The sequence below is a fragment of the Streptomyces sp. NPDC048461 genome, assembly GCF_055587105.1.
Genome location: NZ_JBVJGW010000015.1, coordinates 45,683 through 59,019 on the forward strand (window position 1 = coordinate 45,683; position 13,337 = coordinate 59,019).

Below are 13,337 nucleotides of genomic sequence, written 5' to 3' on the forward strand. Positions count from 1 at the left end.
GCCGGGCCCCGCGGCAGCGGAGCCGGGTGTCGTGGCCGGGATGCCGGACGGTCCGGCCGGGAAGCGGGGCGGCGGCCGCGGGTTCACCCTCCTGTGGGCGAGCCAGACGTTCGGCGAGTTCGCGTACAGCACCTCGCTGATCGTGCTGCCGCTGCTCGTCCTGGCCATCACCGGCTCACCCTCACAGGCGGGGATCATCGGGTTCGTCGACGCGGCGGCCATGCTCCTGGCGGGGCTGCCCGCCGGGGCGGTCGCCGACCGGTACGACCGGCGGACCGTGATGCTGTGGTGCGAGGCGGCGCTGGTGGCGGTGTTCGGCGGGCTGGCGCTGCTGCTGTGGGCGGGGGCGGTCACGCTCCCCCTCCTCGTGGGGCTCGCCCTGGTCAACGGCGCGGCCACGGCGATGGCGATGGCCGCCGGCGAGGCGATGATCCCGAGCCTCGTACCGCCGGACCGGCTCTCGTCCGCGGTGGCGCTGAACTCGGCCCGTACGTACGCCGGCCAGCTGGCCGGCACCTCGGCCGGCGGGTTCCTGCTGGCCCTCAAGAACGCCTTCCCGTTCGTCGTGGGCTGCGCGGCCCACCTGGTGGGGCTGGTCCTGCTGCTGTTCATCGAGCGGCAGCCGCCGGTACGCCCGGCCGCGGAACCCGGCGCCCCCCGGGGGGCCGGGCCCGGGGGGCGCGGAGAGCTGCTGGAGGGGGTGCGCTGGATCGTCCGCCATCCGTTCCTGCGCCTGGGGCTCGGCTACGCGACCGCGACGAACTTCTTCTTCGGGGCGATCTACTTCATCGTGATCGCCTCGGCGCAGGGCAGCGGCATGAGTTCCGGACTCATCGGCATCATGGCCGCCCTGCTGGGCGTCGGGGGGCTGCTGGGCGCCCTGGCCTCGCCGCTGCTCCAGCGGGTGCTGACCGGATCGCGGCCCATCTTCGTGGTGCTGTGGCTCTTCGCCCTGCTCACGGCCGGGATCGCGGTGCTGCCGGGCAGTTACACCCCCGGAGTGCTGCTGGGCGCCATCGCGTTCGCCGCCCCCACGGCGAACGCGTACTTCACCACGTACCAACTGCTGCTCACGCCCGACAGCCACCGGGGCCGCGTGGTGAGCGTCGCCGCGATCTGCAGCGGCTCCGGCGGCGCGATCGCTCCGCTGGCGGGTGGCCTGCTGCTGGACTTCGCGGGCCGGTTCGCCGGTCTGATGGGCTGCGCCGCCGTCATGGCGGCCGTCGCCCTCTCGGCGGTGCTGAGCCCCGTGATGCGCAACGTCCCGCCACCGGTGGAGGCCGAGGCCCCCGTCGAAGACCGTTTCTCACAGACAGGCAAAGACAGGTCCCGATGACCATCGATCTGGCACAACCCGACCTCTACACCACCGACGACCGCTTCCGCATGTGGCAGGAGTACGCCGCCCGCGACGCGAAGGTCTGGAGCGGGCCGGGGGTCTCCCCGAGCGGCTTCTGGTCGGTCTTCTCGCACCGGGACGTCGCCGCGGTCCTCTCGCCGAAGGCCCCCTTCACCTCCGAGCACGGCATGATGATCGGCTTCGACGCCGACCACTCCGACAGCTCCGGCGGCCGGATGCTCGTCGTCAGCGAGGGCAGCTGGCACTCCGCACTCAAGCGGCTCATCGGCCCCTTCCTCTCCCGGCTGCGCGCACCCGAGCTCCAGTCGGTGCTGTCGCGGGAAGTCACCGACATCATCGAGCGGATGAGGTCCCAGGAGTCGACCGACATCGCCGTGGAGGTGGGCCCGAGGCTGCCCGCCGCCATCGTCTGCGAGGTGATCGGCGTACCGCTGAGCGAACGCGAGCAGCTGATCGAGCTGACGAACCACGCCTTCGGCGGTGCGGAGAGCAGTTTCGACAAGATGAGTCCCGCCGGGGCGCATGCGGAGATCCTCTTCTACTTCTACGAACTGATCGAGCGGCGGAAACGGGAGCCGGGCCCCGACCTGGTGACGGCACTGCTCGCCGACGGCCGGCTCAGCACCGACGACGTACTGATCAACTGTGACAACGTGCTGATCGGGGGGAACGAGACGACGCGGCACTCCGTCACCGGCGCGTTCCACGTGTTCCAGCAGTTCCCCGGAACGCTCGACGCCCTGCACGCGGACCCCGACCTGGTCGACCGTGCCGTGGAGGAGCTCGTCCGCTGGACCTCGCCGGCCGCGCACGTCCTGCGGGTGGCCACGGAGGACTGCGTGATCGGCGAGCAGAAGATCCGCAAGGGCGAGGCCGTCGTCGCCTGGCTGGCCGCGGCCAACCGTGACGAGCGGGTCTTCTCCGACCCGCACACCTTCCTGCCGGGACGCACGCCCAACCGCCACCTGGGGTTCGGGACGGGTCCGCACCACTGCCTGGGGGCCGCGTTGGCCAGGGTCGAACTGAAGGAGCTCATCAGCCGTTTGTCGGCCGAGGCGCACGCGGTTCACCTGCGCGGCGAGGTCGGCTGGATGCGGTCGAACCTGGTGCAGGGCTACGGCAGTCTGCCCGTGGCGGTGGACTGGCGGTGATCATCCGCTTTGCATATGATCACGGGGAAACCGCGACGGGGGAGTCGTAGCGTGTTGGAAGTGCGCCTCGATGTCGAGGACCTGTCGCGTATCCGCATCCTGAGCACGCTGGGCGTTCCGTTCGAAACGCACTTCGCCTGGGGGCGGTTGGGCGATCAGCAGCGTGACGGCTTCGCCGAATGGCGTCGGATCACCCGTCTCAGGATGCGCCGGCTCTCGGTCACGCGCCCGCTGCTGGAACCCTCGCATTCCCTCTTGGAAACCCTGACGTCACCCCTGCCCCGCGAGGGCGAGCTCTTCCACACGGTGGCGGTCGAGCCCTTCTGGGACAGGATCCTGCGCTCGCTGAAGGCGGAACGGGACGCCTGCGGGCGGGCGATGCTGGAAGGCGGGATGGAGCACGTGCTCAACAACCTCCATCCCGCGATCAGCTGGGAGTCCCCGGTGCTGCGCGTCGACCACATCCAGCCGGGCCGCCGGATCGACCTCGGCGGCCGGGGGATGGCGCTGGTGCCCTCACTGTTCGCCCCGCACCCCTTCCTGATCGACTCCCACATGGGGTGGCCGGGTGCGCCGATCCTCGTCTACAGCGTCACGCCCGACCCGGAGACCGCGGCCGTCATGTGGCAGGGCAGGGAAGGCGAATCGGTCCTGCGGGCGCTGCTGGGCCGCACCAGGGCGGACGTCCTGGACAGCCTGCGGGAAACCCGCTCGACGGGAGAGGTCGCCGACCGGCTCCAGATCTCCAACCCCTCCGCCAGCAAACACATCACGGTCCTGCGGCGCGCAGGGTTCGTGACCACCGAACGCAGACAGAACTCCGCGGACCACAGCCTCACCCCGCTGGGCGAGGCCATCCTCGGCTGAAGAAATCGAGCCCCTCATGTCCTACCTGGTCCGCTACCCCTCACCGGCCCCATCGGCCTCACCCGCGTCCCCGGCCGCCGGTCCCTCCCTGCGCCTGGTGTGCTTCCCGCACGCGGGCGGAAGCGCGAGCTTCTTCCGCACCTGGCCCCGCCACCTCGACCCTTCGGTGGAACTCCTGGCGGTCCGCTATCCGGGCCGCGAGGGCCGCTTCGGCGAACCGCTGGTTCCGGCGATGGACGAGCTGGCGTCGCAGATCACCGCGGAACTCCTGGACGCACCCGCGGTGGAGACCGTCCTGTTCGGCCACAGCATGGGAGCCGCCGTCGCCCACGAGACCCTCCTGCGCCTGGAGGCCGCGGGCGCCGACCACTTCACGCGGCTGTGCGTCTCGGGCCGCAACCCCGACGCCGCCCCCGTCGACAGGGTCCGCACGGACGCGGACCTGATCGCGGCGGTCGCCGCCCTGGGCGGTACGAACGCGGAGGTCTGGAACGACCCCGACCTGCGCGAGATGTTCCTGCCGATCATCCGGAACGACTACCACCTGATCGACACCTACCGCCGAGCCGCGGACGCCCTGCCGCTGCGCGCCGAGGTCCTGAGCTTCACGGGAGACGCCGACCCCAGGGTCACGCCACGGGAAGCGGAGCGCTGGGCGGCGGTCACCACGGGGCCCTTCGCAGCGCACGGCTTCGAGGGCGACCACTTCTACCTCGTCCCGCACGCGGCCCGGGTGGCCGGGCTGGCGGTGGCCCCCCGCGGAGCCTGAGAGCGGGCCCGGATTCCCCCGGCCGGCAGGCGCGGCACGGCGTGTACCCCCTGGGACGCTTCCCGCAGCCTCGCCAAGGGGCGCCCGGACCGGCGCTCCTCCGGCAGGCGCTACGGAGCCGCCGGGGCCTCCGGCGACTCCGCGCCGGCGGCGGGGCCGGCGGGACCGGGGTCCGGGTCCAGGGCCGTCCAGGCGGAGGCCGGGTCCGGGGCCGACGGGCCCGCCGGGATCCACTGCCCGGCCTCGCGGCGGTACGGCCACCAGCGGCCCTCCCGCCCCAGCCGGAGCTGGCGCCCGGTGTCCGCCGCGGTCCAGCGGGCGCGGACCCGGCGGAGCGCCGGCGCCTCCTCGTCCGCCCAGGCCGCGGTGAGCGCCGCCCGGGCGCGGGCCAGCCCGGCCCGGTCCGGCGCCCAGTCGTCCTCCAGCGCCGCCAGGGCCGGTGCCCGGCCGAAGCCCCAGGCCCGTACGGCCGGCTCCATCGCGGCCCGGTCCCTTCCGAGAGCCGCCGCCAGACGGGACCGCACCCGGACGTCGCCGCCCTCGGCCGTGAGCCGTACGGCGTCTTCGGCGGCCGTCAACGGGGCCGACGGGGCGCGCTCGGCGTGGCCGGGGGCCAGCGCGCGCGCCAGCAGCCGGTACGCCTCGGCCGCGGCGGCCTGAGCCAGGAACTCCACCGCGTCCACGTCCAGCCCGTCCGGCTCGGCCTCCGTGTCCAGCGTCGGCGGCTGGCCCGGCGCCTCCGGCAGGGCGGGCGGCGCGGGCAGCGCGGCCGGGGCCGCCCGGGCCGCGTACGCCTCTGCCGCCGGGACGCCCGCAGGGTCGGCCGGGGCGGGCTGCGGACCGGAGTCCGCCCCGGCCTCCGCGCTGCTGCGTTCCTCCAGCTCGTCCACCAGCTCCCGTTCGCCGCGGCCGCGCAGGAGCAGCAGGACGAACGGGTCCTGGTCCAGCAGCCGGGCGACCTGGTAGCACAGCGCCGCCGTGTGCGGGCAGTGGTCCCAGTCCCCGCAGTCACACCGCGGGTCGAGGTCCCCGATGCCCGGCAGCAGCTCCACCCCCGCCTCCGCCGCGTCCTCGGCCAGCTCCGGCGGCACCTCCCGGTCCAGGAGCGCCGCGATGTGCCCCGACTCGGCCGCCGCGAGCCCGAGCAGCCGGTCCCACTGCGCCTCCGTGAACTCCTGCACCAGCACGTCGGTGCGGTGCGCCGTCCCGTCCCGGTCGCGCACCACCGCGGTCAGCCCGCCCGGGCGTACCGAGACCGCACCCACCGCTCCGGTGCGCGCGTACCGGCGGCCCTTCTTGACCTGCTCCCCGTCGAGGGCGCTGTCCTCCAGGGCGCGCAGCCAGGCATGGCCCCACCAGGTGTGCGCGAACCCGCGGCCGGGCGCGGTCGGCGGGAGCGCCGCGAAGGTCTTCTCGTACGGGTCCGTGCTGCTCATCCGTCACTCCCCGCGGCCGGGCGCAGCGCCACGAGTTCGGCCAGTTCGGCATCGGTCAGTTCGGTCAGTGCGCCCTCGCCCCCCGTGAGGACCGAGTCGGCCAGGGCCCGCTTGCGCGCCAGCATGTCGGCGATGCGGTCCTCGACGGTGCCTTCGGCGATGATCCGGTGGACCTGGACGGGCTGGGTCTGGCCGATCCGGTAGGCGCGGTCGGTGGCCTGTTCCTCGACGGCCGGGTTCCACCAGCGGTCGTAGTGGACGACGTGTCCGGCCCGGGTGAGGTTCAGCCCGGTCCCCGCCGCCTTGAGGGAGAGCAGGAACACGGGGACCTCCCCGGCCTGGAAGCGGTCGACCAGCTCCTCGCGGCGCGGCACCGGCGTTCCGCCGTGCAGCAGCTGGGCGCTGATCCCGCGCCCGGCGAGGTGCTTCTCCAGGATCCTGGCCATGGCCACGTACTGGGTGAAGACCAGGACCGAACCGCCCTCGGCGAGGATCGTGTCCAGCAGCTCGTCGAGCAGCTCCAGCTTCCCGGAACGTCCGCCCGCGGCGCCCCCGGGACCCGCGCCGTGCCCGTGCAGGTACTGCGCGGGGTGGTTGCAGATCTGCTTGAGGGAGGTGAGCAGCTTGACGACCAGGCCGCGCCGCTCCATCGCGTCCGCCTCCGCGATCGAGGCGAGCGTCTCGCGCACGACGGCCTCGTACAGCGCGGTCTGCGCCGGACTGAGGGCCACGGCGTGGTCGGTCTCGGTCTTGGGCGGCAGCTCGGGGGCGATTCCGGGGTCGGACTTCTTGCGGCGGAGCAGGAAGGGCCGTACGAGCGCGCCCAGCCGGGCGGCCGCCCCGGGGTCGCGCCCGCTCTCGACGGGGTCGGCGTAGCGGCTGCGGAAGGTGCCGAGGCGGCCGAGGAGCCCGGGCGTGGTCCAGTCGAGGACGGCCCACAGCTCGGAGAGGTTGTTCTCGACGGGCGTCCCGGTCAGGGCCACGCGGGCGGCCGACGGGATGGTGCGCAGGGCCTTGGCGGTCGAGGAGTGCGGGTTCTTGACGTGCTGGGCCTCGTCGGCGACGACCATGCCCCAGGGGGCGGCCGCGAGCACGGCCGCGTCCAGGCGCATCGTGCCGTACGTGGTCAGGACGAACCCGCCCGCGACACCGTCCAGGCTGCGGCCGGCGCCGTGGAAGCGGCGCACCGGGGTGCCCGGCGCGAACTTCTCGATCTCCCGCTGCCAGTTGCCCAGCAGCGAGGCCGGGCACACCACGAGCGTCGGCCCGGCGCCGGCGGTCCGGTCCGGGGCGTTGCGGTGGAGGTGGAGCGCGATGAGGGTGACGGTCTTGCCGAGGCCCATGTCGTCGGCCAGGCAGGCGCCGAGGCCGAGCGAGGTCATCCGGGCCAGCCAGCGCAGGCCGCGCAGCTGGTAGTCGCGCAGCACGGCCCTCAGTTCCGGCGGCACGTCGGGACCCTCGTCCCCCGACGGGTCGGCGGTGAGCCGCGCCCGCAGCTGGGCGAGGGCGCCCGTGGCCTCGACCGGCACCGGCCTGCCGTCCAGGTCCGCCGAGCCGGTGAGTACGGCGGCCAGCGCGTCCGCGCCGGAGACCGCGCCGTCGCGCCGGGCGCGGGCCCGGCGGGCCTCGGCCGGGTCGATGAGGACCCACTGGTCGCGCAGCCGGACGAGGGGGCGGTTGGCCTCGGCGAGCCGGTCGAGTTCGGCGGCGGTCAGGTCGCCCTGGCCGCCGAGCGCGAAGCGCCAGCCGAAGGAGAGCAGGACGTCGGGGGAGAGCAGGCCGGAAGGCGCGGAGAGGGGAGGGGCGGTGCCGGTCCGACGGGCGGTGCCCGTGCGGCGGATGGGATCGACGGTGCCCTCGGGGTCGGAGGGTTCCGGCGCGCCGACGACGGCGCGGGCGGTGAAGATACGGGCGAACCCGCGCGGCCAGTGGACCTGCACCCCCTCGGCGGCCAGGGCGCGCGAAGCCGACCCGAGTAGTTCGGTGACCTCCTCGTCGGCGAGCCCGACGGCGTCCGGCACCGCAGCGCCCAGCAACGGGTCGAGCGGAGGCCACAGCCGCGCGGCGCGCCGCAGCGCGCGCAGGGCGTCCATCCGGGCGCGGGGCGGGAAGGCGGCCGCGGCGGCGCCGTACCCGGCCCACACGTCGGCGGCGTCGGCCACCAGGGCGCCGTCTGCCAGGCCGTGCATCTGGAGGACGGCGCGGAAGGAGGCGGCGGCGGCCCAGCCGTCGGCGTCGGTGTCGGCGCCGGCACGGCCGGCAGCGCCGGCGCCGGGGGGTGCGGCGAGCTCGATCCGCAGCGAGATGCGTACGCCCGCGTCGTGCCCGGCGGCCACCTCGGCGGCCCAGTCGCGCAGGTCCGGCCGGAGCCGGGACTCGCGGGCGGCGTAGGCGGGCCCTCCCGCGGCGGTGGGCGCGGCGGGGGAACGGGGCAGGGTGTCGGCGACGGCGTCGAGGAAGGCCCGGAGCAGGGGTTCCGGGGCGGGCAGCCGCGGCGGTCCGTCCGCGGTCAGGGGCACGCAGTGGGCTCCGGCGGGCATGGCGGCGGCGAGTTCCCGGACCGCGTCGAGATCGGCGGCGGCCAGGGGCCCGATCCGCCAGGCGTCGTGGCCCCGGGGGCTGAGACCGGGCAGCAGCTGCCCGCGGGCCACGAAGCCCAGGGCCAGCAGGGCGGCGGCGCCCCAGAAGGCCGTGGCGGAACCGGGGGCGGAGGGGCCGCCACGAGCGGGCGGAGAGTCCGCACCGGAGACGGCGGCCCGGGCCCGGGTCAGCAGCGGCAGGGCCTCGCCGACGGGCAGGACCAGCGCGGTCACGGTGGTGCGGCGCAGGTCGGGGGTGACGACGGTCAGCTCCTCGATCCGACCGGCACCGGCACCGGCACGGGAAGCGGCACCGGCACCGGCACCGGCACGGGAACCGGCATCGGCACGGGTGGCGTCGGCACCTGACCGCAGGCGCGGAGCCTCGCCATCCCGGTGCCAGAGCGCCATCCTGCCGCCCCGCGCGGGGTCGTCGGGAAGGAACACGGCCGAGCAGCGGAGCAGGTGATCGAGGCCGGAGATCTCAGGAAGCACGCATTCCTCAAACTTGACTACCGAGTTCAGGGTGGCCGAGAGTATCCCACCCGGGACCCTGGACTGCCCGGTCCGGGCCGTGAGGCGGGTCACTTTCCGGCCGGTTCGTGTCTCGGGGAACGAGGGGTCGGGGCGGCGCGTTGAGGGGATGAGTGGTCGACGACAGAAGGAGGTGTCCGCAGATGTCCACGAGCGGAAAGGTCGCGGTTGCCGGAGTCGTGGCAGCCATCGTGTTGTTCTGGGCGGTCGGGTTCTGGGCGGGACTGCTGGTCCTGATCGGCGTACCCGCTGCCGCCTACCTCCTGCTGGACTCCTCCCAGCGCCGTCGCCTCCGGGGCGTGTCCCGTAAGCAGATCGGCCGCTGACACCGTCCCCCGCGCGACTTCCGGCGACGCCCACGACGCCGCCGGGAGCCGCGCCGGGCAGCCGCACGGGTCGGGCCCGGAGAACCACCCGCGGTGCGCACCGAGCGGTCTACCCGGCATCGGGGCAGTCGGCCTTGGTCCAGGTCGCGACGAGGTCGCGGCAGACGACGGTGAGCGAGCCGTTCCAGAACGCGATCTCATGGCTGCAGCCGCTCTCGTGAGGCAGGACCTCGTCGAGGATCACGGTCCCCAGGCTTGCCCCGCCGTCGCTCTCGGCGCTCTCGGCGTGGAAGTCGTGGACGTCCGTGTAGCGGATGACCAGGTCTTCGTCGTGCTTCCAGCAGTTGTGCCGGAACCGGATCTCCACCTGCCGGTCGTCGGATCCGACCCCTCGGATCTGCTGGAGCTCAAGGTCCTTCACGCACCGCTTGCCGTGGAAGTCGTAGTGCTCCGGGGCCGTGGCGAAGGCCCGGGCTCCCGCAGGAAGCCCGTCGGCCAGGGAGGGCAATCGCTCCAGGTATCGCGCGGGGGAAAGGACGCCTGACAGGTCCCCGACCCGTGCGTTCAGATCGATGTACTGCATCACCCTCGCCCCGCTCGTGGTTCGGTCGGCCGGGAACGGCCTGACGTCGAGCGCCGGGGAGCCCGTCACCGTGTCCGAGCCTCCACGGTCGCGGGATCCGGCGCGCGGTCGGTCACGGGGTCCGTCACGCGGTCATGCCGGGCGGACCGCCACGCGGTCCAGGGCCGTCAGCAGGTCCGGCAGGTGCGGCAGTTCCGGCCGGCCCTCCCGGGGGACCGCGAGGACCTCGCCCGGCTCCTCGTCCAGCAGGACGAACGCCGCCTCCCCGGTCCGGGCCACCAGCGACCAGCCCTTGCCGTCCACCCGCAGCGTCCGGGCCCCCTCGCCCGCGAAGGAGGACCGCACCCGGCCGGGCGGCGGCGGAGTCCGGGTGTACCCGGCGGCCTCCTCCAGCGCCCGGGCCAGCCCCGGGTGCGCCGCGGCGGCCACTCCGCCGTCCGTCGCCACGCGCTCGCGCCAGTCCGCCCACTCCCGGGCGATCTGGTCCGCGCCCATCCGGCGCTGGACCGGCCCCCAGGTCTCGGCCGAGGGCGGCGCCAGCGGCACCCGCCCGGTGCCGTCCGCGCCCTGCTCCGGGTCGTGCGGCTCCGGGATCCCCGAGGCCGCCACCGACAGCTCCAGCGGCCAGCCCGCCAGCGAGACGACGATCGTCCGCTCGTCGGGCGACAGGTCGTACTCCATTCCGCAGTCCCAGGAGGCGATGGCCGCGGCCACCAGCGAGACGTCGTCCACGACGACCGTCCAGCGGGCGCCCTCCTCGTCCTGGCCGAGCACCAGCCCGTACCCGGCCCGGGCCGGCGCCACGCCCAGCAGCGCGCACGCCTCGGGGAAGTCGTCGCCGAGGATGCTCGGGAACTGTGCGGGGGTCATCAGTACGGCGGTCAGCACGTACAGCGAGCCGCCACCCTCGTCGTCGGACACCTGGCCTCCCGGTAGCTCTCTCGTCGGCGCACCCTAACCAGCGGGTAACCCGCGCGTCGAGAGCCTGCGGGTGACGATTTCCAAGGCCGCTACCTGCACGTAGAGTTGGGGGCCCGCCACAGAAAGGGACATCCGGTGCAGCGATACGACCGGCTGAGGGAGATCCTCCGGCTCGACCCCGACCAGGACTTCCTCGCCATCTACCGGCTCACCACCACCTACGAGTTCCCCTGGGACTTCGCCCGGGCCCTCGAACTCGCCCTCTTCCGCACCTACGCGGTCCCCTCGATCGGCCGGCTCCTGGCCGAGACCGCCGAGTTCACCGACCGGGCCCAGCGGCGCTACGACGACACCGCGCTGCTCCTCGACGCCGTCGTGGAACACGGCTTCGAGAGCGACACCGCACGCACCGCGATCCGCCGCGTCAACCAGATGCACCGCAGCTACGACATCTCCGGCGACGACATGCGCTACGTCCTGTGCGCGTTCGTGGTGGTCCCGGCGCGCTGGCTGGACGCGTACGGCTGGCGCCCGCTGACCCACCACGAGCGCAGGGCGTCGGCCCGCTACTACGCCACCCTCGGCCGACACCTGGGCATCACGGACATCCCGGACTCCTTCGAGGAGTTCGAAGCCACGATGGACGCGTACGAGAGGGCCCACTTCGGCTGGCACGAAGGCGGCCGCAAGGTCGCCGACTCCACCATGGACCTGATGGCCTCCTGGTATCCGGCGCCCCTGGCCCCCGCCGTGCGCGGCGCCGGGCTCGCCCTCCTCGACCAGCCGCTGCTGGACGCCTTCCGCTACGGCCGGCCGAACGCGGGCGTCCGGCGGCTGGTCCGCGGCGCCCTGCGGCTGCGCGGCCGCGCCGTACGCCTCCTGCCGCCGCGCCGGGCCCCGCACCACGCCCGACAGAACCCGGAGATCAAGAGCTACCCCGGTGGCTACGACGTGGGCGAGCTCGGCACGTTTCCGGTGCCCGGCGCGGGCGGCTGCCCCGTACCGCATCCCCGCCGGCCCGCCGGAGCCGAGGCCCAGCCTCCGGCGTGATCCCGGGTACGTCCGCGCGTCCCGGGCGCGGGGCCGACGTACGGGACCGTGCGCGGGCCCGCCTCCACCCGGCCCGGCGCGCCGGGCCCGCTCACGCGCGGCGTACGGCCAGCACCAGATAGCGGTCGTCCTCGTCGGCGTACGAGGCTATGTCCCAGCCCGAACCGGCCAGGAGCGGGCGGAGGTTGGGCTCGGCCCGCATGTCCTGCGGGGTGAGCTCGCGGCCGTGGCGCGCGGCGAGGGCGGCCCGCCCGATCGGGTGGAACAGCGCGAGGCCGCCGCCCGGCCGGACCACCCGGGCCAGCTCGCGCAGGTTCGCCCCCGGGTCGGGCAGGTGGGCGATGAGACCGGCCGCGAACACCGCGTCCAGGCACCCGTCGCGCAGCGGCAGCCGGGCGACGTCCGCGAGCAGCAGCGCGCCGTCGGACCCCCGTCCGGCCCGCTGCGCGGCGGCCAGCATCTGCGGGGTGAGGTCGGCGCCGAGCACCGTGCCGGAGGGGCCCACGGCCGCGCGCAGGGCGGGCAGCGCCCGTCCGGTGCCGCACCCCGCGTCGAGCACGCGGTCGCCGGGCCGCAGTGCGCATTCGGCCACGGCCGTCGTGAAGGCGGGCCCGTCCCCGGGGAACTTGCGGTCCCAGTCCGCGGCGCGCGCCCCGAAGAACTCCTGCACGTGTGTGTGGTCTTCGCTCATGCGCCCATGATCCCCCACCGCGGTCGGCGCGGGCGGGCCGTGCGGACGGTGCGGGCCGTGCGCAAGGTGGTACGCGGCGTGATCGAAGACAAACGTATCTCTGTCATATTCCAGCAGTTCCAGCGGCTTTCGAAATGCGCCCCCTGTTCGCGCCCTCACCCGGACTAGCGTCCGGTGGCCATGGGACACCTGGACCACGCCGCCTACGGCTGGCTGACACCCGCACTGTCATACGTGATGGCATCGATCGGCGCCGCCCTCGGCCTGCGCTGCACCGTCCGCGCGCTCGCCGCGACGGGCGCCTCCCGCCGCAACTGGCTCCTCGCCGCCGCCTCCGCCATCGGCACCGGCATCTGGACGATGCACTTCGTCGCGATGCTGGGCTTCGACGTCATCGGCACCGAGATCCACTACAACGTGCCGCTGACCATCCTCAGCCTCGTCGTGGCGATGGCGGTCGTCGGCGCCGGGATCTTCGCCGTCGGCTACGGCAAGAGCCCCCGCCGGGCCCTCGTCCTGGGCGGCCTCACCACCGGCCTGGGCGTCGCCAGCATGCACTACCTCGGCATGGCGGCCCTGCGCCTGCACGGCGAGGTCTCCTACGACCCGCTCGCCGTGGGGCTCTCCGTCGCCATCGCCGTGGTCGCCGCCACCGCCGCGCTGTGGGCCGCGCTCAACATCAGGTCGCCGCTGGCCGTGGCCGGCGCCTCGCTCGTCATGGGGGCCGCCGTCAGCAGCATGCACTACACGGGGATGCTGGCCGTCGCCGTCAGGGTCACCCCCTCGGAGGCGGCCCTGTCCGGAGCCACCGCCACCCAGTTCATCTTCCCGCTCGCGGTCGGGCTCGGCTCCTACCTGTTCATCACCGCCGCCTTCGTCGCGCTCTCGCCGACCGCCGACGAACGTGCCGCCTCCGCCTCCGCCCAGAACCTGGGGGAGCGCGCCGTCGCGCACTGAGCGGGCCGCGCGACACCGCCCCCCCCGCGACCACCACCCCGCCCGCCCGCGACCACCACCCCGCCCCGGCCACCGCCCCGCCCGACACCGCAGCCCGCACCGCCGCACCCGTA

General features: G+C 74.5%; 12 protein-coding genes. 7 read left to right on the plus strand and 5 right to left on the minus strand.

Annotated features, from left to right (window positions below; translation table 11 throughout):
* The first annotated feature begins 40 nt into the window (after window positions 1-40).
* The 4 genes from ACZ6S8_RS24700 to ACZ6S8_RS24715 are packed head-to-tail and all read left to right on the plus strand — an operon-like array spanning window position 41 to window position 4,147.
* Entirely contained in the window at window positions 41-1,336 is a 1,296-nt protein-coding gene (locus ACZ6S8_RS24700; protein ID WP_469459384.1) for an MFS transporter, read from the plus strand.
* A complete protein-coding gene (locus ACZ6S8_RS24705) occupies window positions 1,333-2,511 on the plus strand; it encodes a cytochrome P450 (protein WP_469459132.1) in 1,179 nt (392 codons plus the stop codon). The genes ACZ6S8_RS24700 and ACZ6S8_RS24705 overlap by 4 nt, the downstream gene beginning before the upstream one ends.
* Before the next feature lie 51 nt (window positions 2,512-2,562).
* Window positions 2,563-3,378, plus strand: a complete 816-nt coding sequence (locus ACZ6S8_RS24710) for an ArsR/SmtB family transcription factor (RefSeq protein WP_469459134.1) — start codon at window positions 2,563-2,565, stop codon at window positions 3,376-3,378.
* 16 nt (window positions 3,379-3,394) lie between these two features.
* Window positions 3,395-4,147: a thioesterase II family protein gene (locus ACZ6S8_RS24715; protein ID WP_469459136.1), complete on the plus strand. Its 753-nt coding sequence runs from the start codon at window positions 3,395-3,397 to the stop codon at window positions 4,145-4,147.
* Between the two features lie 110 nt (window positions 4,148-4,257).
* On the opposite strand, the gene ACZ6S8_RS24720 is transcribed toward ACZ6S8_RS24715, so the two are convergent.
* Both ACZ6S8_RS24720 and ACZ6S8_RS24725 read right to left on the minus strand, forming a co-directional pair.
* Complete coding sequence (locus ACZ6S8_RS24720) at window positions 4,258-5,583, minus strand: SWIM zinc finger family protein (protein ID WP_469459138.1); 1,326 nt, start codon at window positions 5,581-5,583, stop codon at window positions 4,258-4,260.
* Entirely contained in the window at window positions 5,580-8,657 is a 3,078-nt protein-coding gene (locus ACZ6S8_RS24725; protein ID WP_469459140.1) for a DEAD/DEAH box helicase, read from the minus strand. The genes ACZ6S8_RS24720 and ACZ6S8_RS24725 overlap by 4 nt, the downstream gene beginning before the upstream one ends.
* A 182-nt stretch (window positions 8,658-8,839) precedes the next feature.
* Between ACZ6S8_RS24725 and ACZ6S8_RS24730 the strand changes: the two genes are divergently transcribed.
* Window positions 8,840-9,022, plus strand: a complete 183-nt coding sequence (locus ACZ6S8_RS24730) for a hypothetical protein (protein WP_469459142.1) — start codon at window positions 8,840-8,842, stop codon at window positions 9,020-9,022.
* Window positions 9,023-9,131: 109 nt separating this feature from the next.
* Here ACZ6S8_RS24730 and ACZ6S8_RS24735 read toward each other — a convergent pair whose 3' ends face one another.
* On the minus strand, window positions 9,132-9,530 hold the full coding sequence (locus ACZ6S8_RS24735) for a hypothetical protein (RefSeq protein WP_469459144.1): 399 nt from the start codon (window positions 9,528-9,530) through the stop codon (window positions 9,132-9,134).
* Window positions 9,531-9,737: 207 nt separating this feature from the next.
* Window positions 9,738-10,526 carry a hypothetical protein gene (locus ACZ6S8_RS24740; RefSeq protein WP_469459146.1) on the minus strand — a complete coding sequence of 263 codons (789 nt, stop codon included), beginning with the start codon at window positions 10,524-10,526 and terminating at the stop codon, window positions 9,738-9,740.
* A 135-nt stretch (window positions 10,527-10,661) separates the two neighbouring features.
* Between ACZ6S8_RS24740 and ACZ6S8_RS24745 the strand changes: the two genes are divergently transcribed.
* Window positions 10,662-11,576, plus strand: a complete 915-nt coding sequence (locus ACZ6S8_RS24745; RefSeq protein ID WP_469459148.1) for an oxygenase MpaB family protein — start codon at window positions 10,662-10,664, stop codon at window positions 11,574-11,576.
* A gap of 91 nt (window positions 11,577-11,667) precedes the next feature.
* On the opposite strand, the gene ACZ6S8_RS24750 is transcribed toward ACZ6S8_RS24745, so the two are convergent.
* A complete protein-coding gene (locus ACZ6S8_RS24750) occupies window positions 11,668-12,267 on the minus strand; it encodes a class I SAM-dependent methyltransferase (RefSeq protein WP_469459150.1) in 600 nt (199 codons plus the stop codon).
* A gap of 180 nt (window positions 12,268-12,447) precedes the next feature.
* On the opposite strand from ACZ6S8_RS24750, the gene ACZ6S8_RS24755 reads away from it, so the two are divergent.
* The gene (locus tag ACZ6S8_RS24755) at window positions 12,448-13,224 is read left to right on the plus strand and encodes an MHYT domain-containing protein (RefSeq protein WP_469459152.1); all 777 of its coding nucleotides are present in this window, start codon (window positions 12,448-12,450) and stop codon (window positions 13,222-13,224) included.
* The last annotated feature ends 113 nt before the right edge of the window (window positions 13,225-13,337 follow it).